This is a genomic window from Pseudomonas sp. RIT357, assembly GCF_000632245.1.
Lineage (GTDB): Bacteria > Pseudomonadota > Gammaproteobacteria > Pseudomonadales > Pseudomonadaceae > Aquipseudomonas > Aquipseudomonas sivasensis.
Genome location: NZ_JFYX01000001.1, coordinates 97,822 through 119,820, shown reverse-complemented (window position 1 = coordinate 119,820; position 21,999 = coordinate 97,822). Strand labels below are relative to the sequence as shown.

Here is a 21,999-nt window from a genome sequence, read left to right as displayed (position 1 = left end):
CACATGCGCGGCCCACTCTCTCTCCATCAAAACAGGGAGAGACCCATGAACCGCAGCCTGCTTTTCAAACTTGGCGCGATTGCGCTGCTGATCCTGCTGTTGCTGATTCCGTTGCTGATGATCAACGGCATCATCAGCGACCGCCAGCAACTGCGCGACGGCGTACTGATGGACATCGCACGCAGCTCCAGCTACGCCCAACGCCTCACCGGCCCGGTGATGGTGGTGCCGTATCGCAAGACCGTGCGTGAGTGGAAGCTCAATGAAAAGCTCAACAAGCGCTACGAAGAAACCCGTGAAGTGCGTGGTCGTTTGTATTTCCTTCCGGAGCGTTTTGAACTCGACGGCAAGGTGCAGACAGAACTGCGCGCACGGGGCATTTACCAAGCTCGGCTGTTCCACGCCGACAATCGCATCAGCGGGCGTTTTGTGCTGCCGGAGCAATGGGGCATCACCGAGAACTATGCCGATTACCGCTTTGAGCCGGCGTTTCTGGCGGTGGGCATCAGCGATATTCGCGGTATCGAAAACGCGCTGAAACTGGAGCTGGGCAGCCAGCGCCTGGAGTTCTCGCCGGGCAGTCAGGTCGGTTGGTTGGGTGAAGGTGTACACGTCGAACTGCCGGCGCAGGACAACAAGAAACCGGCCGCCATGGACTTCACCTTTGACCTGCGCCTGCAGGGCACCGAGCAACTGCAAGTGGTGCCGGTGGGCAAGACCAGCCAGGTCTCACTCGCGTCCAACTGGCCACACCCGAGCTTTATCGGCAACTTCCTGCCGGCTCAGCGTGAGGTCACCGACCAGGGCTTCACCGCCAACTGGCAGACTTCGTTCTTCTCCACCAACCTCGAAGAAGCCCTGCGTGGCTGCTTGTCCGAAAACAGCTGTGAGGACTTCAACAGCCGCAGCTTCGGGGTGAACTTCATCGATCCGGTGGACCAGTACCTCAAGAGCGACCGTGCGATCAAATACGCGCTGCTGTTCATCGCCCTGACCTTTGCCGGCTTCTTCCTCTTCGAAGTGCTCAAGAGCCTGGCAGTGCACCCGATTCAATACGCCTTGGTGGGTGTGGCGCTGGCGTTCTTCTACCTGCTGCTGTTGTCGTTGTCCGAGCACTTGGGTTTTGCCCTGGCGTACCTGATCTCGGCGAGTGCCTGTGTGATGTTGATCGGCTTTTATGTGTGCCATGTGCTGCGCAGCGTCGCCCACGGCCTGGGGTTTTCGGCGGGGTTGGCGGCGTTGTACGGCTTGTTATACGGGCTGTTGAGCGCCGAGGATTACGCGCTGCTGATGGGCTCGCTGCTGTTGTTCGGCCTGCTGGGAACGGTGATGGTGCTGACGCGCAAACTGGATTGGTACGGCGTGGGCAAGCGCAAGGTGGTCGAGCCGTTGGCGTTTGATCTGGAGGCGGTGCAATGAGTGGGTTACGAGAGGATCGGCAAGAGCGGTCGCAGTTGGTGGAGAAAATTAACGCGCTGTTTTCCGCTGTTGTGGTGAGTGAGGTTTGCGTGGTGAGCGGGCGGGCTGTGGAGAGTGAGCGGTCTGTGGTGAGTGGACGGTCTGTGGTGAGTGGATTTTTTGGGGTGAACGGGTTGTCTGTGGTGAGCGGGCTTGCCCCGCGCTGGGCTGCGAAGCAGCCCTAATCCAGACACCGCGTTTTTTCAGCAATACCCGATTGGCAAGTTTTGGGGCCGCTTCGCAGCCCAGCGCGGGGCAAGCCCGCTCACCACGGACAGCCCACTACCACGGACAGCCCACTACCACAGACAGCCCGCTCACCACGGACAGCCCACTACCACAGACAGCCCGCTCACCACGGACAGCCCACTACCACAGACCGTCCACTCACCACAGGAAAGCTGAGCGGTTTGCTAGACCGGCGGCTGGGTCTCCAGCATCGAAGGTCGCTGGCTGACTTCGGCGTACCAGCCGGCAAGCTTAGGGTTGTCGACTCGCCACTGCATGTCCGGATGACGGAAGTCGAGGTAGCCCAAGGCGCAGGCCACGCTGATCGAAGCAATGTCGAAGTGGCTGGTCAGCTCGGCGATGGCATCCTGTTCCAGCTCGGCGAGGGCGCGGCGGATCTTGTTGCGCTGCTCGTCGAGCCAAGGCGCCCAATGTTTCTCCACCGGGCGCAGGGTCGATTCATAACGCACCAGCACGGCGGCATCCATGATGCCGTCGGCCATCGAGGCCAGGGTCAGACGGCGCCAGCGGGCCGCGCCGTCGCGGGGGATAAGTGGGTTGCCCACATGCTGGTGGTCGAGGTAATCAAGGATCACCCGGCTGTCGTGCAACGCGCTGCCGTCCGCCAGGCGCAGGGCCGGGATCTTACCCACGGGGTTGCCTTGCACCACCTGCGCGTCCGGGCTGACCGGGGTCGGCATGCACTCTTGCAGGGCCACGCGATCCTGCTGGCCGGTTTCGATCAGCAGCACGCGGACCTTACGAACGAACGGTGACGCGGGGTTATGGAACAAGGTCATGCTGGGAGTGGACATGGGCAAACCTCAAAATTGACTGTGGCTAGCCTAGAGGGTTGCGCGGTGGCTGGCGAGGGGGCGTGCGGGTGTTTTTGAGGGCCTCATCGGGGCAAGTCGAATCGTCGCACCGCCCCTCCCACGGTTGACCGAGTTGTCATGACGACCACGGAACACCTGTGGGAGGGGCTTGCCCCCGATAGCGCCCTCAGCCACGCCGCTTGAACAACGCCCACATGCCAATGGCGGCCGGTATCCCCAACCCCACCCAACTCAACGAATCCCACAGCCCATCACCCAGCAACGCCGCAAACAACCCGGCGGCGCCGAGCAGGCCAATCCCCAGCGGGATGCCAAATACCTTCCAGAAACTCGACTGTCTTGGCTTCATGCCTTGCCCGCCTTGCGCCGGACGATCCACAGATAAATCCCGCTGATCAGCACAACGATGGTCAACACATCCAGCACCGCCCACAGGATTTTCATCGGCATGCCGCCGTAGTCACCGAAGTGCAGCGGCTGAGACATGCCCATGGCGTCCATGTACCACGGTCGTTCGGCAACGGCGGTGACGGCCAGGGTGCTCGCGTCGATCAGCACCGGCGTGAGCAGGTGCGAGGTCAGGTGGGTGCTGCCTTTCATGAACACCGCGTAATGATGCTCGCTGGAAAAGCGTGTACCAGGAAAGGCGATAAAATCCGGCTGCATACCAGGGGCGGCCTTGGCGGCGATGGTCAGCAGTTCCGTTGCTGGGGCACGCTGGGTCAGCGGCGGGGCATTCTTGTACGGTTCGATCATCGCGCTGAGGCTGTCCTGACGCCACGCGGCGATGATCAGGTCGGCGCAGGCGCTGATCACGCCGGTCACGCCCACCACCAGCGCCCAGGTCAGGGTGACCACGCCGATCAGGTTGTGCAGATCCAGCCAGCGCAGGCGGGTGGATTTGTCCTGGCGCACAGTGGCGAACTTCAATCGGCGCATAAACGGCAGGTACAACACTGTGCCGGAGATGATCGCCAGCACAAACAACACGCCCATGAACGCCAGCAGCAACTTGCCCGGCAGCCCGGCGAACATGTCCACATGCAGACGCAGCAGGAACAGCGTGAAACCGCCATTGGCCGAAGGCATCTCCACCGACTCGCCGGTGCGCGCGTCGAGCATAAAGGTGTGGGACGAATTGGGCTCAGTGCCCGCAGTAGCGGCCATGATCGCGATCACACCGTTCTTGTCGTCCTCGTCCCACGCCAGGTATTGCATGGCTTCACCGGGGCGATGGGCCTGCGCCTTGGCGACCAGTTGCTCAAGGTTGAGCTGCGGCGTATCGGCAGGCATCTGCGCCAGTGTGGGCTCGTTGCCCAGCAGATGGTCGATCTCATGGTGAAACACCAGGGGCAGGCCGGTGAGGGCGAGCAGCAGGAGGAATACGGTGCAGATCAGGCTGGTCCAAGTGTGGATGAAGGACCAGCGGCGGATGGTTTTGCTTTTCATTTTCTAACCTTCAGACACACCAAAGCCGCCCCAAGGAGGCGGCCTGGTTGTTAACTCAGCCGATTACCACTGGTAAGTGGCGCTGGCGACTACGCTGCGTTGGTCGCCGAAGTAGCAGTAGGAACCGTCACAGGTGGAAATGTAGTCCTTGTTGAACAGGTTGGTAGCGTTGAGTTTTACCGACGCGCCTTTGAGGCTGTTATCGATTCGGCCCAGGTCGTAGTGCACCGCGCCGTCGAATACGGTGTAGGCATTGGCTTTGCCGGTCCAGGTGTTGCCCTGGTCGCCATAGGTGTTGCCGGTGTAGCGCGCGCCGAAGCCGATACCGAAACCATCCAGTGGGCCGGTGTGCCAGGTGTAGTCGGTCCACAGCGAGGCTTGCTGATTGGGGATCAGTTGCAGGCGGTTGCCTTTATAGGTGCCGGTTTGCACCTCGGACTTGGACAGGGTGTAGGCGGCAATCACCTTGAGGTTCTCGGTCACGTCAGAGACGGCTTCCAGTTCCAGACCCTTGACCTTCACTTCGCCGGCCTGGTCGGTGATCGACTCGTTGCCTGCGCCGGTGCGGGTTACCAGTACGTTTTTCTGAGTCAGGTCGTAGACCGCCGCGCTCAGCAAGGTATTAGAGCCGGGCGGTTGGTACTTGATCCCCAGTTCCCACTGCTTGCCTTCGGTGGGTTTGTACGATTTGACCGGGTCGGTGCTGGCGTTGCTCGCTGGCTGGAAGGATTCGGCATAGGACAGGTACGGTACAAAGCCAGAATCGAATACATAGCTGATCGCCGCGTTGCCACTGAAGTTCTTGCTGCGGTCGGTATTGGTCGCGTCTAGTTTGTTGAAGTACGTGGTGCCCTGGTGTACCCAATCTTCACGGCCACCCAGCGTCAGGCGCCACTTGTCGAGGGCCATCTGGTCTTGCACATAGAGGCCGGTCTGCACGGTTTTCTGGTTGTAGTCGTAGTAAGGCGTCACGCCGACCGGACGCACAGTCGGCGCGGTGTTGACCGGATCAAAGATGTTGATGTTCGATGCGGTGCCGTAGATGGTCCGGAACGAGGTATCGGTGCGCTGATGATCCAGGCCCAGCAGCACGGTGTGGATAATATCGCCAGTGGCGAAGTCAGCCTGGAAGTTGTTGTCCACTGCGAACTGACCGATGTTCTCGTCAACGTTCGTCGAAGAACGGGCGATATTGCCCGCCGCGTCAGCTGGTTGGTAGATATAAGAACCGACGGTCAATTGCTGGAACGACAGCTCAGACTTGGTATAGCGCAGGTTTTGTTTGAACTGCCACGTATCGTTGAAGCGATGTTCAAACGCGTAGCCCAGCGCGTAGTAGGTACGGTCGTAGAACTCGTAGTCAGGATCGCCCAGATTCTTGTGGTGGGATACTTCGCCCAAAGACGATTTTATTTTGGTGCCCTGGATCGGCAGGAACTGGCTGGTGGTGCCGGTATCGTCGCGGGTGAACTGCGAGAGCAAGGTAAATTTGGTATCGGGGTCGATGTTCCAGGTCAGGCTCGGCGCAATGTTGTAGCGCTTGTTATCGATATGGTCGACCTGGGTGCCTGCATCACGCACCACACCGCTGACGCCGTAAAGGAACTGGCCTTCATCGTCGATCTTGCCGGTGCTGGCGAAGTTGATCTGGCGGTAGTTGTCGCTGCCGTATTGCACCTGGATCGCATTGCTCTGTTCAGCGCTGGGGCGGCGGCTGACCATATCCAGCAGGCCGCCGGGCGGTGTCTGGCCATACACCGAGGAGGCGGGACCGCGCAGCAGGGCGAGACGGTCGAGGTTCCAGGTTTCGGCTTTCGGGTTGGCGTAAACGCCGCGTGGCAGTGGCAGGCCGTCGAGGAATTGGGTCGGTTCGAAGCCGCGCACGCGCATCCAGTCGTAACGGGTATCGCTGCCATAGCTGGCGGAGACGATGCCGGGCATGTACTTCACCGCGTCATCCAGGTTCTGGACGTTGCGGTCCTGCATCTGCTCGCGGGTGGCGACGGAAATCGAACGCGGTGCCTCGACCAGTGCCGTGTCAGTCTTGGTACCGGCGGCAGTGCGGTTGGCCAGGTAGCCCTCGACCGGACCCCAGGCACTTTCGGTATCGCCCTGACCAATGATGCTGGTCTCTGGCAACGCCACAACCCCCTCAGGAATCGCCACCAAGGTAAACGTCCCCGCACCACCCTGTTCCAATTGCAACCCAGTCCCACGCAACGCCTCGCGCAGTGCACCTTGTGCATCGAACTGGCCCTGGACCGGCGCCGAGGTCTTGCCGGCGGCCAGCGACGGGTTGAGGGTCAGCGCGATGCCGGCCTGGCTGGCGATTTGGTTCAGGGTGGTGGCCAGCGGTGCAGCCGGCAGGTTGTAGGCGCGCACGCTGGACGCTTGTTCGGCGGCAAACAGTGAAGGGCTGGCCAGCGGGGCGCTGAGGGCTATAGCCACGGCTAACAGGCTGGGGCGCAACAAGGTGTCTAGCGTGCGGGACATGGGGCGGCTCCTGAATGGAAGTAATTCGCAATTGCCTATGTGCCGAACGAGAATCGAGAAGTGATAGGGCAGGATCAAAATATTTTTGCGGTGGGTGTGAGGGCCTCATCGGGGGCAAGTCGAATCGTCGATAGCGATAGCCCAGCCACCCCAGAACCTAAGGCTTACCCGTGACCGTTACCCACCACGGCGTGTGCTGCTCGATCTGCACCGGCAGGGTCGGCAGCAGAGCGTTGAGCGCAAGGGTGGTGTCGTGCAGCGGGAAGCTGCCGGTGATGCGCAGGTCAGCCACGTTTTTATCCACACCCAAGTAGCCGGTGCGGTAGCGGCTGAGCTCATCCACCACATCGCCCAGGCGGGCGTTGTCGACCACCAGCATGCCGCGGGTCCAGGCGTCGGTGGCAGGGGTGACGGCCAGTGCTGGGCCGAGGCCGTCGCCACGCATCAGCACTTGCTGGCCTTCCTTGAAAATCTGTTCTTGATGCAATGCTTGCGGCTGCGCCGCGACTGCCGATTGCAAGACGCTCAACCGCGTGGCGTCGTCTTCGCGCCTGACGATAAACCGCGTGCCCAGCGCCCGCAGGCTGCCGTCGCGGGTTTGCACGTAGAACGGGCGCGCGTCGTTGTGGCCGGTCTCGACGAGGATTTCGCCTTCCTGCAACACGATCAGCCGGCGTTTTTCATCAAAGCGTACGTCGATGGCGCTGTGGGTATTGAGGTTGATCTGCGTGCCGTCCGCGAGTTTCAGCGTGCGCTGTTCGCCAGTGGCGGTGCGTTGGTCGGCCAGCCAATAGTGGATCGGCACATAACGCTCGCCGGCAAACAACGCCAAACCGCACACCAGCGCGATACTCGCCAGGCCAGTACCGAGCTTGCGCACCCGTTGGCGAATACCTTCACGCGATTGCAACAACGCCGCCCGCGCCGGGCCCGAGGCCACGCCAAAGCGCTGGTCGAGCATCCCCAGCTGGCGCCAGGCGCGAGCGTGTTCTTCATTGCTGGCCAACCATTTGCTGAACTCTTCACGTTCCACCGCGCTGCCGTCGCCGGAATCCAGGGACAGCTGCCAGGCAATCGCCGCATCCAGCACACGGGCGGAGACCGGTTTTGAGCTGATGGCACTCACAACGGTTCGCCATACAACGCGATGTAGCACTGGCGAATTCCCTGGGCCAGGTATTGGCGCACACGGGGTACTGACACGCCGAGGCGCTGGGCGATTTCCGCGTGGCCCAGGCCGTCGAGGCGGTTATAGAGGAACGCGGCGCGGGCCTTGCTCGACAGCTTGCCGAGCAGGCGGTCGATGGCCTTGAGGTCTTCCAGGATAAGTTGCTGTTCTTCCGCAGAAGGGTGTTCGCTTTCCGGGACTAGCATTAATTCGGCGAGATAGGCCTGTTCCAAGGCGGCGCGACGGAAGTAGTCGAACAGCAAGCCTTTGGCGATCGCCACCAGAAATGCCCGTGGCTCGCGGGGGGCGCGCAGCTCGTCACGGCCCAGCAGGCGCATGAAGGTGTCCTGACTCAGGTCTTCGGCGCGACTCGGGCAGGCCACATTGCGCCTCAGCCAGGCCAACAGCCAGCCGCGATGGTCGCGATACAACGCGCCAACAAGCTCACTGTGTGGGTTCTGGACCGACGACAAGGCATCACCGAATAAACAAGGGGTTTAAACTAACGAGAATTATTCGCGATTGTGTCAGAGGCGTGGGATGGACGCAATTGGCGTCCGTCGGGTTGAAGGCTTAATGACATCTCATTGGTCGATGAGCGTTGCCTGGTGAGACGGGCTCTTTGTGGTGTGGGATTTCTGTGGTGAGTAGGTTTTCTGTTGTGAGGGGGCTTTCTGTGGTGAGTAGGTTTTCTGTTGTGAGGGGGCTTTCTGTGGTGACTAGATTTTCTGTGGTGAGCGGGCTTGCCCCGCGCTGGGCTGCGAAGCGGCCCCAACACCTGCCAATGGGTTATGACTGAAGAAACGCGGTGCCTGGATTGGGGCTGCTCCGCAGCCCAGCGCGGGGCAAGCCCGCTCACCACAATGAAAGCTCATTCACCTAAAGGTCATTTATTTAAGTGGTTAGAAAGAGGGCGCTTGCTTGCGCCGTTTCCATTGGCTCAAGCGCTCCTGAAGCGCCTTCGGGGAGTCGATCTGCTGTTGTCGCGCACGACTGAATAAGATAAGCATCAGCTCCGCCGTGGCCAGGGCGTCGGCGCTGGCGTGATGCCGTTCGCCCACGTGCAGTTTGAAATGGTTTATCCAGTCGTCCAGTCCGGCTTCGCGGATAGGCGCCTCGGGGCACAGCAGTGGGGCGATGTCGGCCACATCCAGAAACGGATGCGCCAGGCGATAACCCAGGCTGTCCTTGAGTGCGCGGCCGAGCATGTGCTGGTCGAACGGTGCATGGAAGGCCAGCAATGGGCTGTCGCCGACAAATGCCATGAAGTCCAGCAGCGCTTCCACCGGATCACTGCCAGCGGCGATGGCGCTGGGCCCCAGACCATGGATCAACACGCTGGGGCTGAGCTTTGTTTCGGCGCGCTGCAGGGTACGTTCGAACAGCTGTGAAAAGTCCACCGCGCCGTCTTCGATCACCACCGCGCCGATGGACAGCACTTGGTCACGGTTGAGATTCAGGCCGCTGGTTTCCAGATCCACCACCACCCAGCGTTGGGTACGCAGTGGGTTATCGCCCAATGCCGCGGGCTTGGACAGTTGCTCCAGGCGCCGTTGTTGCGCGGCATCAAGGCCAGGTTTTTTCGCACGTAACCAGTCGAATAAACTCACAGTTGATACCGCAACGTCAGGCTGCTTTGCAGGCGTTGGGCCTGGCGCAGGGATTCGCGCAGAATGCGCCGGTCCAAGTGGTTGAGGCTATCGGGGTCGACGCGGTTGGAATACGGCTGGTTCTCGCGGGTCTGTAACTGGTGCTGCTGCATGCGGGTTTGCTGGATAAAGTGGTACGCCTCCTCATACGCGGCGCCGTCCAGCGGCTCGATGACTTCCTTGGCCACCAACTGGCGCAGACGCTCCAGGGTGTTGTTGGCGTGGATGCCATTGGCCAGCGCCAGCAGGCGCGCGCCGTCGACAAACGGTGTGAGGCCCTGCACCTTGAGGTCGAGCGTGGCTTTTTCACCGCTTTTGCGTGTCAGCACGAATTCGCGGAAACGTCCTACAGGTGGCCGTTGGCGCAAGGCGTTCTCGGCAAGCATGCGTTGAAACAGCCGGTTATCTGCGACCTGATCCAGGACGTTTTGGCGCAAAAAATCGCCCCCCTGTTCATCGCCCCACACCACCCGCAGATCAAAATAGATGCTCGAACCCAACAGGTTCTCCGGCGTTGCTTCACGAATAAACGCCGCAAACCGCCGCGCCCATTCCGCCCGCGATAGGCACAGCTCGGGGTTGCCGGCCATGATATTGCCCTTGCACAGGCTGAACCCGCACAGCGCCAAGCTCTGGTTGATCTGCTGCGCCAGGGGCAGCAACCGACCGCGAATCTCGGCGGCCTCCACCGCGTCCTTGGCCTCGAACAGAATGCCGTTGTCCTGGTCGGTGTAAAGCGTCTGCTCGCGGCGGCCTTCGCTGCCGAAACATAACCAACTGAACGGCACGCCGGGGTCGCCTTTTTCGGCGAGGGTCAACTCGATTACTCGACACACCGTGTGATCGTTGAGCAGGGTAATGATGTGAGTGATCTGGGTGGATGACGCGCCATGGGCGAGCATTCGCTCGACCAACTGGCCAATCTCGCCGCGAATCGCCACCAGGTTCTCCACCCGGGGCGCATTGCGGATGGTGCGGGCCAGGTGCACCAGATCGACCCGTTGCAGGGAAAACAGATCGCGTTCGGATACCACGCCACACAGGCGCTGGTCCTTGACCAGGCACACATGGGCGATATGCCGTTCGGTCATGGCGATGGCGGCGTCGAATGCGCTGTGGTCCGGGGTCAGGAAAAACGGCGCCTGGGTCATGTGACTGTCGATCGCCTGGCTGAAATCGCTGGTGCCGTCGGCGACCACTTGGCGCAGGTCGCGCAGGGTAAAAATCCCCAGGGGCGACTGATGGACGTCGACGATCACAATGCTGCCCACCTGTTGCTCGTGCATCAGCGTCACGGCTTCGCGCAGTGGCGTGTCCGGGCTGCACATTACCGGGTGGCGCATGGCCAATTCGCCCAGACGGGTATTGAGCGAGTACTGCGTGCCTAGGGTTTCCACGGCTTTTTGCTGCACTTGCTGGTTGACCTGATCCAGCAGGCTGCTGACGCCGCGCAGGGCAAAGTCGCGAAACGGGCTGGAGAGGGCAAACAGTTTGATAAAGGCGGGCTTGTTCAGTTGCAGGCAGAAGGTGTCTTCGGCGGCTTTATGCTCGGTGCGCGTGGCTCGTTCACCTAAAAGCGCAGCAAGGGGGAAGCACTCGCCAGTGGTGATTTCGAAGGTGGTTTCTGCCGAGTCCGGTCGTTCGCCCACGACGCGGCCTTGTTTGACGATGTAAAAGTGCTCCACCGGCCCGCCCGACGGCTTGAGAATGCTCTCGCCAGGGCCGAAGAAACGTAATTGACACTGTTCAACCAGAAATGCCAGGTGCGCATTTTCCATTTGATTGAATGGCGGGAAACGTTGCAGGAATTGCAAAGTGCCGTGGATGTTCTGCAACACGGCGGTTTTACCCGCCTGCGTGAAAGCATCAGCTTTACTCATAACAGTGACCGCAGTTTTTTTGTCGTTATCGTCCTGCATGGTCGACTCCTACGCGATAGGTGCCCATTGGACGTAAGTCTAGGTCGATGAAAACAGCGTAGAGCTAGGGAAAAACCTTACATGAATATCGTCCAAACCCCGTGGAACACCCACTAGTCAAACTTTCCGACGAAGTGCACATTGATCGCCCTTCCGCAGATGTCTGACGAGTGTGCTGGGAGATTGATGAAAATTGTTGAGAACCGTATGTCCGACCACGATATTTTGAGTGATGCCGAGCGCGAGGCCCTGAGCGCCGTGATGCTGGAGCCTGATTTACCGCCGCAACGCGTGCTGATTGTCGATGACGACAAGGATGCGCGAGAACTGCTGGCGGAGATCCTTGCTCTGGACGGTATTCGCTGCATGACTGCCGAGAGTGGTGAGGCAGCGTGGAATTTGTTGAAATCCAGCAGCTCCATCGGTTTGCTGATCACCGACTTGCGCATGGCACCGAGCAATGGCCTGGAGTTGATCCGCCAAGTGCGCGAATCCACCCGCGCGGCGCTGCCGATCATCATCATGTCGGGGGACGCCGAAGCGCCGGATGTGATCGATGCGATGCATTTGAGTGTGGTGGACTTTTTGCTCAAGCCGATCGACAGCGTGAAGTTAGCGAAACTGGTCAAGCGCGAGTTGGGCATGGCTTCCTGATTTTTGCGGTATCTGCACGGGCTTCGTCGGGAGCAAGCCCCGTCCCACAGTTGACCGCGTACATCCACAACACAGCCCCAAAGAAAAAGCCCTGATCTCTCGATCAGGGCTTTTTCATTTACAGGCCGTTTTTAGCCTTGAACTCCCGACGCCGACGGTGCAACACCGGCTCGGTGTAACCGTTGGGTTGCTTGGTCCCTTCAATCACCAACTCCACCGCTGCCTGGAACGCGATGTTGCTGTCGAAGTCCGGGGCCAGTGGGCGATACAGCGCGTCCCCTGCGTTCTGACGGTCCACCACTGGCGCCATGCGCTTGAGGCTTTCCATCACCTGGGCTTCGTTGACGATGCCGTGGCGCAACCAGTTGGCGATGTGCTGGCTGGAAATACGCAGGGTGGCGCGGTCTTCCATCAGGCCCACATCGTTGATGTCCGGCACTTTGGAGCAGCCGACGCCCTGGTCGATCCAGCGGACCACGTAGCCGAGGATGCCCTGGGCGTTGTTGTCCAGCTCGTTGCGGATTTCTTCCTCGGACCAATCGGTGTTGCTGGCCAGGGGGATGGTCAGGATGTCGTCCACCGAGGCGCGCTCGCGCGTGGCCAGTTCGGCTTGGCGGGCGAATACGTCAACCTTGTGATAGTGCAGGGCGTGCAGCGCAGCCGCCGTAGGCGACGGTACCCAGGCGGTGTTGGCACCGGCCAATGGGTGAGCGATTTTCTGTTCGAGCATCGCGGCCATCAGGTCGGGCATCGCCCACATGCCTTTACCGATCTGTGCGCGGCCTTGCAGGCCCGTGCTCAAGCCGATATCGACGTTCCAGTTCTCGTAGGCGCCGATCCATTTTTCGGCCTTCATGGCGGCCTTGCGCACCATCGCGCCCGCTTCCATGGAGGTGTGGATTTCGTCGCCGGTACGGTCCAGGAAGCCGGTGTTAATAAACACCACGCGCTCGCTGGCCGCCTTGATGCAGGCCTTGAGGTTGACCGTGGTGCGGCGCTCCTCGTCCATGATCCCGACCTTGAGGGTGTTGCGCGGCAGGTTCAGCACGTCTTCGATGCGACCGAACAGCTCGTTGGTAAACGCGGCTTCTTCCGGACCGTGCATTTTCGGCTTCACGATGTACACCGAACCGGTGCGGCTGTTCTTGCGGGTGTTGTTGCCGTTGAGGCTGTGGACCGCCGCCAGGCTGGTGACCAGGCCGTCGAGGATGCCTTCCGGCACTTCATCGCCGTTCTTGTCGAGGATCGCGTCGATGGTCATCAAGTGACCAACGTTGCGCACGAACAACAACGAACGGCCATGCAACGTCACGTCCTGACCGTCGATGCCGGTGTAGACACGGTCAGGGTTCATGGTACGGGTGAAGGTCTTGCCGCCCTTGGCCACTTCTTCGGCCAAGTCGCCCTTCATCAGGCCGAGCCAGTTGCGGTAGATCACCACTTTGTCGTCGGCATCCACGGCGGCGACGGAGTCTTCGCAGTCCATGATGGTGGTCAGCGCAGCTTCCATCAGTACGTCTTTCACGCCGGCGGCGTCGGTCTGGCCGACCGGGGTGCTGGCGTCGATCTGGATTTCGAAGTGCAGGCCGTTGTGTTTGAGCAGGATCGCAATCGGCTCGGCCGCCGGGCCCTGGAAGCCGATCAGCTGCGCATCGTCACGCAGGCCGCTGTTGCTGCCGCCCTTGAGGCTGACGATCAATGTGCCGTCGACGATCTTGTAACCGGTTGAATCGACGTGGCTGCCGGCGCTGAGCGGCGCGGCTTCGTCGAGGAAGGCACGGGCGAAGGCAATCACTTTGTCGCCACGCACTTTGTTGTAGCCCTTGCCCTTCTCGGCGCCGTCGGCTTCGCTGATGGCGTCGGTGCCATACAGCGCGTCGTACAGCGAACCCCAACGCGCATTAGAGGCGTTGAGGGCGAAACGGGCATTCATCACCGGCACCACCAGCTGTGGGCCGGCCATACGGGCGATTTCGTCATCGACGTTTTGGGTCGAAGCCTGGAAGTCTGCGGCTTCTGGCAGCAGGTATCCGATGTCTTGCAGGAAGGCTTTGTAGGCCACCGGGTCGTGAGCCTGGCCGGCATGGGTCTGGTGCCAGGTATCGATGCGCGCCTGGAAATCGTCGCGTTTGGCGAGTAGGGCTTTGTTCTTCGGTGCCAGGTCATGGATGACCTTGTCGGCGCCGGCCCAGAACTGGTCGGCAGTGATGCCGGTACCGGGAATGGCTTCGTTGTTCACGAAGTCGAACAGGACTTTGGCGACCTGCAGGCCACCGACTTGAACGTGTTCAGTCATTGCTTGCCTCACTCTGCGGAGCTTATGCGCTTTTTCAGATTTTCATTATGTAGTGCACTGTTGGGCATACTACATGATGACTTGCGGTTGTGAAAATTAGACTAAATACGTCGTTTAGCGACCCACTTTGGTCGTACGGTCACAGCGGAGAACAGGATGTTCTCAAAAAACTATTAGATTGTTCCAGATAAATATAAAAATGGTACACGATTTGTTTTCGTGGGCCCCCGGGTCCACCTTGTAGATTGAATTCAGAGGGCTTCGCCATGGACCATCTTGTACTCACAATTATCGCCGCCGACAAACCCGGCCTGGTCGAGCGCATCGCGCAGAACATTGCCGCCCACGGTGGCAACTGGCTGGAAAGCCGCATGGCCCATATGGCCGGGCAGTTTGCTGGGATCCTGCGGGTCAGCGTACCTACGGAAAGCCGTCAGGCGTTATTGGGGGCGCTGGAGGACTTATCCACACACGGCATTCGCGTGCTGGTGGGTGAGGGCAGCACTGGGCAGGCCTCGGCGTCCAAACCAATTGTGATGACGTTGGTGGGCAATGACCGTTCGGGCATCGTGCGTGAGATCACGGCGTTATTGAGTCAGCAGGGCGTGAACCTGGAGCGCTTGAGCACGGATGTGCGCCCGGCCCCTATGAGTGGCGACCCGCTGTTCACAGCTGAAGCGTTGTTGCAGGTGCCACCATCGTTGTCCCTGGAGAGCTTGCAGCAATCCCTGGAAACCTTGGCCGATGACTTGATGGTGGAGCTGCGTAACGAGGAATAATTTGTCCACAAGGTTATGCATGGAAATCTTGCATGGGCCTGTGGATAACCTTGGGGTGAATGCCTGCAAGCCATGCCGGCTGTGGCTTGCAGGATGCTGTACGTTATTTGATCAGCGTTTGCGCACGGTCAGCCAGGCGTCCACGCTGTAGACCACCAACCCAGCCCAGATAAAGGCGAAGGCAATCAGCGTGCTTGGCGCCAGGTGTTCGCCGAACAGCAGTACGGCTTCGAGCAACACCAGGGTCGGCGCGACGTACTGCAAGAAACCCAGCGCGGTGTACGGCAAATGCCGTGCGGCGGCGTTGAAGCACACCAGCGGGATGAGCGTTACCGGACCCGCGGCCACCAGCCACCAGGCTTCGGACGTACTCCAGAACGCCAGTTGCGCACTGTGGGCGGAGGGGTTGAACAGCAGCCACGCGACGGCAATTGGCACCAGCATCCAGGTTTCCACCACCAGCCCTGGTAGCGCCTTGACCGGTGCCTGTTTGCGGATCAGGCCGTAGAAGCCAAAGGTCAGCGCCAGCACCAACGACACCCACGGCAAACTGCCCACTTGCCACACCTGTTGCGCCACGCCCACTGCGGCCAGGCCCACGGCAGCCCATTGCAGGCGACGCAAGCGTTCGCCGAGAAGCAACATGCCCAGCAGTACATTCACCAACGGGTTGATGTAGTAACCCAGGCTGGCTTCCAGCATGCGGCCACTGTTCACCGACCACACATACGTCAGCCAGTTACCGGCAATCAACGAACCGCTGAGGGCAAGGATCGCCAGACGCTGGGGGTTGTCGCGCAGCTCGCGGAACCAACCGGGATGCTTCCACACCATCAACAGCAAGCCACCGAACAACGCCGACCACAGCACACGGTGAACGATGATCTCGGCGGCGGGTACGCTGGCGATGGCTTTGAAGTAGAGCGGGAACAAGCCCCAGATGACATAGGCGCTCAGGCCCAGGATGTACCCCTTGCGGGGGTTGGCGGCGTGCATTGCAGAATCCTTGCTTAGGCAGCTAACAAAGCGCGATTGTAAGGATATTTGTCAGGCAATGGGACTGGCTTGGTAATGAGGTCTGCTTAGTGTAGGAGGGTGCAAGCCCCCTCCCACGTTCGAAAGCAATCAGAAGAGTTTGAGCGGCTCTTCATTGAGCGCCGAAAGCTGCTCGCGCAGTGCCAGCACCTGATCACCCCAATACCGCTCGCTGCCGAACCACGGGAAGCTGTGGGGGAAGGCGGGATCGTCCCAACGCCGCGCCAGCCAAGCGCTGTAGTGCATCAGGCGCAGGGCGCGCAGCGGTTCGATGAGCGCCAATTCCCGCGGGTCGAAATCGTGGAATTCCTGATAGCCGTCCATCAACTCGGACAGTTGGCCCAGGCATTCCTGACGGTCGCCAGCGAGCATCATCCACAGGTCCTGCACCGCCGGCCCCATACGGCAGTCATCCAGGTCGACGATATGGAACATCTCGTCGCGGCACATCATGTTGCCGGGGTGGCAATCGCCGTGCATGCGGATGTTCTTGTGCGGTGTGGCCTTGTAGACCTCTTCCACACGCTTGAGCAGGTCGCGGGCAACGGACTCGTAGGCCGGCAGCAGGCTTTTGGGAATGAAATTGCCTTCGAGCAGCGTGTTGAGTGAATCGTGACCGAAGTTCTTCACGCCCAGGGCTTCACGGTGTTCGAACGGGCGGGTCGAACCCACCGCGTGCAAACGGCCGAGCAGTTGCCCGAGTCGATACAGTTGATCAAGGTTGCCGGGCTCTGGCGCACGGCCGCCACGGCGAGGGAACAAGGTGAAGCGGAAACCGGCGTGTTCGAACAGGCTCTCGCCGTTGTGGATCAATGGCGCGACTACTGGCACTTCGCAGTCGGCCAGCTCGAAGGTGAAGCGGTGTTCTTCAAGGATCGCGTCGTTGGTCCAGCGTTGAGGGCGATAGAACTTGGCGATCAGCGGTTCACCGTCTTCGATACCCACCTGATACACGCGGTTTTCGTAGCTGTTGAGCGCCAGAACACGAGCATCGCTGAGGAAACCGATGCTTTCGACGGCGTCGAGCACGAGGTCAGGGGTGAGGGTTTCAAACGGATGGGCCATGGGAACTCCTGCGGGCAGCAGGGCGCCGCTTCCGGCCGGGTATGGTAACGCACCAAGCCTGAGATAGGGGGCGCCTGTGCCATTGTCATCGGGGGCAAGTGCCCTCCCACAGGTGACCGCGTTTATCCTGTAGGAATGCGGTCTGATGTGGGAGGACGCTTGCCCCCGATAGCGGTCTATCAGGCGCCGACAATCCCGCCATCATCTCGCCGAATCGCTATCACCGACGAACGCGGCTTGCCATTCGGCAGATGCTCCGGCCAAGTCGAGCCGCCGGTTTCCCCCGGATGCTGAATCCCCACAAACAACGTTTTCTGATCCGGTGAGAAGCTGATACCCGTCACTTCACACGCCACCGGCCCGACCATGAAGCGGCGGATTTCTCCGGTGACTGGGTCGGCGCAGAGCATCTGGTTGTTGCCCATCCCGGCAAAGTCGCCCGCGTTGCTGTAATCGCCATCGGTGAGGATCCACAGGCGTCCGGCCTTGTCGAAGCCCAGACCGTCGGGGCTGTTGAACATGTTCTGCGGGTTGATGTTGGACGATCCGCCCTTGGGCTTGCCCGCGTGTACGCCGGGGTTGCCGGCGACCACAAACAAATCCCAGCTGAAATCGGCCGCACCGTGGTCATCGGCATTGGCTTTCCAGCGCAGGATCTGGCCGTAGACGTTCTTTTCCCGTGGGTTGGGGCCGCCTACCGGTTGGCCGTCTTCGCCGCGCTTGGCGTTGTTGGTCAGGGTGCAGTAAACCTGGCCATCGGTGGGGCTGACCACGATCCATTCCGGGCGGTCCATGCGCGTGGCTTTGACCACACTGGCGGCCAGGCGCGCGTGGATCAGCACTTCTGCCTGGTTGGCGAAACCGCTGCTGGCGTCAATGCCGTTTTTTCCATGGGTCAACTCGACCCACTGGCCTTTGCCCTTTGGATGGTCGGCATCGCCGTTGCCCGCGTCGAAGATCGCCACGTACAAGGTGCCGTGGTCGAGCAAGTCTTTGTTGGCCTTGGGGTTCTTGTGGTTGATCTTGTCGCGGCTGACGAACTTGTAGATGAACTCACCGCGCTCGTCGTCGCCCATGTACACCACCGCGCGGCCGTCGCGGGTTTCAGCGAGGGCGGCGTTTTCGTGTTTGAAGCGGCCCAGCGCCGTGCGTTTGGCCGGGGTGGATTGCGGGTCGAATGGGTCGATTTCCACCACCCAGCCATGACGATTGAGTTCGTTGGGGTTCTTGGCCAAGTCGAAGCGTGGGTCGTGCTGGTGCCAGTTGATGTCTTTACTGGCGGCCACCACGCCGTAGCGTTTCTGTCCGGCGTCGAAAGTTTGTTGTGGGTTGCTGCTGCCGAAGCAGTCGGTGAAGTTCTCTTCACACGTCAGATAAGTGCCCCAGGGTGTCTTGCCGTTGGCACAGTTCTGGAAGGTACCGAGGGCTTTCTTGCCGGATTTGTCGGCGCTGGTTTTCAGCCAGTCGTGGCCAGCAGCGGGGCCGCTCAGGCGGATTGGCGAGTTGCCGTGGATACGGCGGTTGTAACGCGAGTCCTGGACGAACTGCCAGGTGTCACCCTTGCGCCGGACTTCAATTACCGACACGCCTTCGCTGGCCTGGGCCTTGTGCACATCTTCCGCCGATTGCGGCGCGCCGCCGTGGGCGTAGAGATAGCGGTAATTGGTGTATTCGTTGTTGATCGCCATCAGCGCGCGGTTGTCGTCGCCGGGGAAGGCGAACAGGCTCATGCCATCGTTGTTGTCGCCGAATTGTTGTTCCTGGGCCTTGGCCGTGCCGTTGCCGGAAGGGTCGAAGGCCGGCGCGCTTTTGTGCAGCGGCTGGCCCCAACTGATCAGCACCGAGGCGCTGTAGCCCGGCGGCAAGGTGATGGTGTCGCTGGTGGCGGCAGCGATGCTGGCAAACCCCAGCAGCGGGCTGGCGGAAGCGGCGTTCACGGCCAGTGCGCTGCGGCTCAGCAGGTTGCCGCCCAGGAACATCGCGGCACCGCACAGGGCGCCGGCGCCGATGAAGCGGCGGCGGGTGAGGCCAACCATCTGTTCAAGGTCGGTGGCTTGGTTTTCTTCTAATAGGCTCATCTCAGGCTCCCTGCGGTTTTTGCAGACACCATAAGGAGCGGGTGTGACGAAGTTGTTGCAGTTTGAAGAACTCTGCGGCTCAGACCGGTGTGCCGAGCAGCACATGACTGGGGGCAAATTGCACTTGGATCGCCTGGCCTTCGGCGGCGTCCAGGGCGATGAGTACGTCGGGCTGCGCCAGGGCGCATAAAACCTGGCCATTGGGCAGGGCGATACGCACTTCGCTGGGACCGTCCTCGGCGTGGAGAATGGCGTCTAGCGTCCCGCTCATACAATTGTGTCCGGGTGTTACGGCGCCATCCGGTGCCAGCAATTCCAGCCAGCCAGCCTTGATCAGCGCGACGACTTCCACGCCGATCTCCAGCTCCAGCCGTTGTGTGCTGTCGTGGGTGATTTGCGCCGCGAGGGTCAATCCACCCGCGAGTTGCAAATGAATCAGGTCGTTGCGGCCATGGCTTTCAATTCTGATGACCAGGCCATGCAACTGGTTGCGCGCGCTGGTTCGCAGCATCAGACGGCCCAGCAGATTGAAGTCACTGGCGGCTTCGTCCGAGCCCAGCACCTCTGCCTGCAAGGCTTGCAGGCGTTGATAGAGGCGCAATACCCGTTCCCCTTCAGCCGTGAGCCTGGCGCCGCCGCCGCCTTTGCCGCCGACGCTGCGTTCTACCAGCGGTTTTTGCGCGAGGTTGTTCAGTTCATCAATGGCATCCCAAGCGGCCTTGTAGCTCAAGCCAGCACTCTTGGCGGCGCGGGTGATGGAGCCCTGTTCGGCGATATGCCCAAGCAGGGCGATGCGTTGGGGGCGGCGGACGATGTGTTGGCTCAGTAAAGTCGGAAGAGACATGGGCATATGCTGTGTTGGGATGAGCGGACGTTGCGGCTGTGAGACATGAGAGTCAAGTGCCGGGCTTGGGTGTGCGGGCCAGGCAGTACACGTCCACCTGTCGCGCGCCGGCGTTGATCAACAGCCGCGCCAGGCTGTGGGCGGTGGCGCCGGTGGTGAGCACGTCGTCCACCAGCGCCAGGTGGCGGCCTTGTACAAGGGCGTCAGGGGTCAGGGCGAAGGCGTTGAGCAGGTTGCGTTTGCGCGCCTTGGCGTCGAGGGTCTGTTGCGCCATGGTTTCATGGGGGCGTAATAACAGGTGTTCATCGTAGGGGATATTCAGGTCGGCACTGAGCCAGCGCGCCAGCATCAGCGCCTGGTTATAACCACGCTCGCGCAAGCGCTGGCGGGCCATGGGTACCGGCAGCAGAACGTCTGGGCGGGTGAGTTCGTTGTTGTCGAAGCGATCCCGCAGGTGTTGCCCCAGCAAGTGCCCCAGTAGATGCCCGAGGGGCCAGCGCGCCTGGTGCTTGAAGCGACTGATCAAGGTGTCCACGGGAAAGCTGTAGGTCCAGGGGGCGATTACTTGTTTAAAGGCGGGGGGGTGTTTCACGCATTGGCCGCAGATCAAACCGTCCATCGCCAAGGGTAGCGCGCAGGTCTGGCAGTGATCCATCAGCCAGGGCAGCTCGGTTTCGCAGACGTTGCACACACAATCGTCTGTTTCTGTGGCCTCATCGCAGATTAAACAGGTGCGTATGTTTTTTGACCAGATGTAAACTTCGTGTTTGTATCTTGGTTGACAGTGCATGAATCTTCCTTAAATATGCCGAGCATCCGTGTCGCGCCTGTGGGTATTGCCCTTCCCGCAGCGTTTGCCAAAGCATAATCAAGGAATCGCCCATGAGCGCCAGCATCACCGCCACCTTGCGTCACGATTGGTCCCTGGCTGAAGTCAAAGCACTGTTTGTGCAGCCGTTCAATGACCTGTTGTTCCAGGCGCAGACCGTACACCGTGCGCATTTCGACGCGAACCGTGTGCAGGTGTCGACCCTGCTGTCGATCAAAACCGGCGCCTGTCCGGAAGATTGCAAATATTGTCCGCAGTCGGGCCACTACAACACTGGCCTGGAAAAAGAAAAACTGATGGAAGTGCAGAAGGTCCTCGAAGAGGCCGCCCGCGCCAAGGCCATCGGTTCGACGCGCTTCTGCATGGGCGCCGCCTGGAAACACCCGTCGGCCAAAGACATGCCGTACGTGCTGCAGATGGTCAAAGGCGTGAAGGCCATGGGCCTGGAAACCTGCATGACCCTCGGCCGTCTTGACCAGGACCAGACCGAAGCCCTGGCCCAGGCCGGCCTCGACTACTACAACCACAACCTGGACACTTCGCCGGAGTTCTACGGCAGCATCATCACCACCCGCACCTACAGCGAGCGCCTGCAAACCCTGGCCTATGTACGTGATTCGGGGATGAAGATCTGTTCCGGCGGCATCCTCGGCATGGGCGAGTCCCTCGACGACCGTGCCAACCTGCTGATCCAGTTGGCCAACCTGCCGGAGCATCCGGAGTCGGTGCCGATCAACATGCTGGTGAAAGTGGCCGGTACGCCGCTGGAAAACGCCGAAGACATCGACCCGTTCGACTTCATCCGGATGCTCGCCGTGGCGCGCATCCTGATGCCTCAGTCCCATGTTCGGCTGTCCGCCGGCCGTGAAGCCATGAACGAGCAGATGCAGGCCCTGGCGTTTTTCGCCGGCGCCAACTCGATTTTCTACGGCGACAAACTGTTGACCACCGCCAACCCGCAGGCCGACAAGGACATGCAACTGTTCTCGCGCCTGGGCATCCTGCCGGAAGCCCGTGAAGAGCACGCCGATGAAGTGCATCAAGCGGCGATTGAGCAGGCGTTGGTCGAGCAGAAGAGCAGCGAGCAGTTCTACAACGCTGTCGTCTGATTGAAATGAAAGGCCCATGTGGGAGGGGGCTTGCCCCCGATGAGGGAGTGTCAGTCGATAAATAAAGTGACTGGCCCACCGCTATCAAGGGCAAGCCTCCTCCTACAATT

General features: G+C 60.6%; 18 protein-coding genes. 4 read left to right on the top strand and 14 right to left on the bottom strand.

From position 1 onward, the window contains the following. Nucleotides 1-45 precede the first annotated feature (45 nt). Nucleotides 46-1,419: a cell envelope integrity protein CreD gene (gene creD / locus BW43_RS26650; RefSeq protein WP_032883954.1), complete on the top strand. Its 1,374-nt coding sequence runs from the start codon at nucleotides 46-48 to the stop codon at nucleotides 1,417-1,419. Nucleotides 1,420-1,871: 452 nt separating this feature from the next. Here creD and BW43_RS26660 read toward each other — a convergent pair whose 3' ends face one another. The 8 genes from BW43_RS26660 to BW43_RS26695 form a co-directional block, all read right to left on the bottom strand. Next, nucleotides 1,872-2,501, bottom strand: a complete 630-nt coding sequence (locus BW43_RS26660) for a glutathione S-transferase (RefSeq protein WP_032883949.1) — start codon at nucleotides 2,499-2,501, stop codon at nucleotides 1,872-1,874. Between the two features lie 187 nt (nucleotides 2,502-2,688). After that, on the bottom strand, nucleotides 2,689-2,871 hold the full coding sequence (locus BW43_RS26665; RefSeq protein ID WP_032883948.1) for a hypothetical protein: 183 nt from the start codon (nucleotides 2,869-2,871) through the stop codon (nucleotides 2,689-2,691). Beyond that, entirely contained in the window at nucleotides 2,868-3,971 is a 1,104-nt protein-coding gene (locus BW43_RS26670; protein WP_032883945.1) for a PepSY domain-containing protein, read from the bottom strand. The genes BW43_RS26665 and BW43_RS26670 overlap by 4 nt, the downstream gene beginning before the upstream one ends. Nucleotides 3,972-4,034: 63 nt before the next feature. Beyond that, nucleotides 4,035-6,464, bottom strand: a complete 2,430-nt coding sequence (locus BW43_RS26675; protein WP_032883943.1) for a TonB-dependent siderophore receptor — start codon at nucleotides 6,462-6,464, stop codon at nucleotides 4,035-4,037. A 157-nt stretch (nucleotides 6,465-6,621) separates the two neighbouring features. Then, nucleotides 6,622-7,590 (bottom strand): FecR domain-containing protein, encoded by a 969-nt coding sequence (locus tag BW43_RS26680; protein WP_032883941.1) that lies wholly within the window; start codon nucleotides 7,588-7,590, stop codon nucleotides 6,622-6,624. Further along, nucleotides 7,587-8,105 (bottom strand): RNA polymerase sigma factor, encoded by a 519-nt coding sequence (locus BW43_RS26685; protein ID WP_032883939.1) that lies wholly within the window; start codon nucleotides 8,103-8,105, stop codon nucleotides 7,587-7,589. Before BW43_RS26685 ends, BW43_RS26680 begins: the two co-directional genes overlap by 4 nt. 429 nt (nucleotides 8,106-8,534) lie before the next feature. Then, nucleotides 8,535-9,242: a PolC-type DNA polymerase III gene (locus tag BW43_RS26690; RefSeq protein ID WP_032883937.1), complete on the bottom strand. Its 708-nt coding sequence runs from the start codon at nucleotides 9,240-9,242 to the stop codon at nucleotides 8,535-8,537. Next, nucleotides 9,239-11,161, bottom strand: coding sequence for a putative nucleotidyltransferase substrate binding domain-containing protein (locus tag BW43_RS26695; protein WP_032884511.1), 1,923 nt, complete (start codon nucleotides 11,159-11,161; stop codon nucleotides 9,239-9,241). The genes BW43_RS26690 and BW43_RS26695 overlap by 4 nt, the downstream gene beginning before the upstream one ends. 246 nt (nucleotides 11,162-11,407) lie before the next feature. Between BW43_RS26695 and BW43_RS26700 the strand changes: the two genes are divergently transcribed. Continuing rightward, nucleotides 11,408-11,854, top strand: coding sequence for a response regulator (locus tag BW43_RS26700; RefSeq protein WP_032884510.1), 447 nt, complete (start codon nucleotides 11,408-11,410; stop codon nucleotides 11,852-11,854). Nucleotides 11,855-11,972: 118 nt separating this feature from the next. Here BW43_RS26700 and BW43_RS26705 read toward each other — a convergent pair whose 3' ends face one another. Beyond that, a complete protein-coding gene (locus tag BW43_RS26705) occupies nucleotides 11,973-14,150 on the bottom strand; it encodes a malate synthase G (protein WP_032883935.1) in 2,178 nt (725 codons plus the stop codon). A gap of 266 nt (nucleotides 14,151-14,416) precedes the next feature. On the opposite strand from BW43_RS26705, the gene BW43_RS26710 reads away from it, so the two are divergent. Next, nucleotides 14,417-14,929, top strand: coding sequence for a glycine cleavage system protein R (locus BW43_RS26710; protein ID WP_032883932.1), 513 nt, complete (start codon nucleotides 14,417-14,419; stop codon nucleotides 14,927-14,929). A 111-nt stretch (nucleotides 14,930-15,040) separates the two neighbouring features. On the opposite strand, the gene rarD is transcribed toward BW43_RS26710, so the two are convergent. The 5 genes from rarD to BW43_RS26735 all read right to left on the bottom strand — a co-directional run bounded on the left by rarD (nucleotide 15,041) and on the right by BW43_RS26735 (nucleotide 20,741). Further along, complete coding sequence (gene rarD / locus BW43_RS26715; protein WP_032883928.1) at nucleotides 15,041-15,925, bottom strand: EamA family transporter RarD; 885 nt, start codon at nucleotides 15,923-15,925, stop codon at nucleotides 15,041-15,043. Nucleotides 15,926-16,054: 129 nt separating this feature from the next. After that, on the bottom strand, nucleotides 16,055-17,029 hold the full coding sequence (locus BW43_RS26720; RefSeq protein ID WP_032883927.1) for a serine/threonine protein kinase: 975 nt from the start codon (nucleotides 17,027-17,029) through the stop codon (nucleotides 16,055-16,057). Between the two features lie 179 nt (nucleotides 17,030-17,208). Then, nucleotides 17,209-19,107 (bottom strand): PhoX family phosphatase, encoded by a 1,899-nt coding sequence (locus BW43_RS26725; protein WP_032883925.1) that lies wholly within the window; start codon nucleotides 19,105-19,107, stop codon nucleotides 17,209-17,211. A 79-nt stretch (nucleotides 19,108-19,186) separates the two neighbouring features. Beyond that, nucleotides 19,187-19,951 carry a TOBE domain-containing protein gene (locus tag BW43_RS26730; protein ID WP_032883924.1) on the bottom strand — a complete coding sequence of 255 codons (765 nt, stop codon included), beginning with the start codon at nucleotides 19,949-19,951 and terminating at the stop codon, nucleotides 19,187-19,189. 52 nt (nucleotides 19,952-20,003) lie between these two features. Next, nucleotides 20,004-20,741 carry a ComF family protein gene (locus BW43_RS26735; protein WP_032883923.1) on the bottom strand — a complete coding sequence of 246 codons (738 nt, stop codon included), beginning with the start codon at nucleotides 20,739-20,741 and terminating at the stop codon, nucleotides 20,004-20,006. 92 nt (nucleotides 20,742-20,833) lie between these two features. Here BW43_RS26735 and bioB point away from each other — a divergent pair, with 92 nt between their 5' ends. Further along, complete coding sequence (gene bioB, locus BW43_RS26740) at nucleotides 20,834-21,889, top strand: biotin synthase BioB (protein ID WP_032883922.1); 1,056 nt, start codon at nucleotides 20,834-20,836, stop codon at nucleotides 21,887-21,889. Nucleotides 21,890-21,999: the final 110 nt, after the last annotated feature.

What these genes read in the sequence shown, in the direction of transcription:
- creD (WP_032883954.1), top strand. Translation starts at nt 46, where the DNA reads ATGAACCGCAGCCTGCTTTTCAAACTTGGCGCGATTGCGCTGCTGATC.
- BW43_RS26660 (WP_032883949.1), bottom strand. Translation starts at nt 2,501, where the DNA reads ATGTCCACTCCCAGCATGACCTTGTTCCATAACCCCGCGTCACCGTTC.
- BW43_RS26665 (WP_032883948.1), bottom strand. Translation starts at nt 2,871, where the DNA reads ATGAAGCCAAGACAGTCGAGTTTCTGGAAGGTATTTGGCATCCCGCTG.
- BW43_RS26670 (WP_032883945.1), bottom strand. Translation starts at nt 3,971, where the DNA reads ATGAAAAGCAAAACCATCCGCCGCTGGTCCTTCATCCACACTTGGACC.
- BW43_RS26675 (WP_032883943.1), bottom strand. Translation starts at nt 6,464, where the DNA reads ATGTCCCGCACGCTAGACACCTTGTTGCGCCCCAGCCTGTTAGCCGTG.
- BW43_RS26695 (WP_032884511.1), bottom strand. Translation starts at nt 11,161, where the DNA reads ATGAGTAAAGCTGATGCTTTCACGCAGGCGGGTAAAACCGCCGTGTTG.
- BW43_RS26700 (WP_032884510.1), top strand. Translation starts at nt 11,408, where the DNA reads ATGTCCGACCACGATATTTTGAGTGATGCCGAGCGCGAGGCCCTGAGC.
- BW43_RS26705 (WP_032883935.1), bottom strand. Translation starts at nt 14,150, where the DNA reads ATGACTGAACACGTTCAAGTCGGTGGCCTGCAGGTCGCCAAAGTCCTG.
- BW43_RS26710 (WP_032883932.1), top strand. Translation starts at nt 14,417, where the DNA reads ATGGACCATCTTGTACTCACAATTATCGCCGCCGACAAACCCGGCCTG.
- rarD (WP_032883928.1), bottom strand. Translation starts at nt 15,925, where the DNA reads ATGCACGCCGCCAACCCCCGCAAGGGGTACATCCTGGGCCTGAGCGCC.
- BW43_RS26720 (WP_032883927.1), bottom strand. Translation starts at nt 17,029, where the DNA reads ATGGCCCATCCGTTTGAAACCCTCACCCCTGACCTCGTGCTCGACGCC.
- BW43_RS26725 (WP_032883925.1), bottom strand. Translation starts at nt 19,107, where the DNA reads ATGAGCCTATTAGAAGAAAACCAAGCCACCGACCTTGAACAGATGGTT.
- BW43_RS26730 (WP_032883924.1), bottom strand. Translation starts at nt 19,951, where the DNA reads ATGTCTCTTCCGACTTTACTGAGCCAACACATCGTCCGCCGCCCCCAA.
- BW43_RS26735 (WP_032883923.1), bottom strand. Translation starts at nt 20,741, where the DNA reads ATGCACTGTCAACCAAGATACAAACACGAAGTTTACATCTGGTCAAAA.
- bioB (WP_032883922.1), top strand. Translation starts at nt 20,834, where the DNA reads ATGAGCGCCAGCATCACCGCCACCTTGCGTCACGATTGGTCCCTGGCT.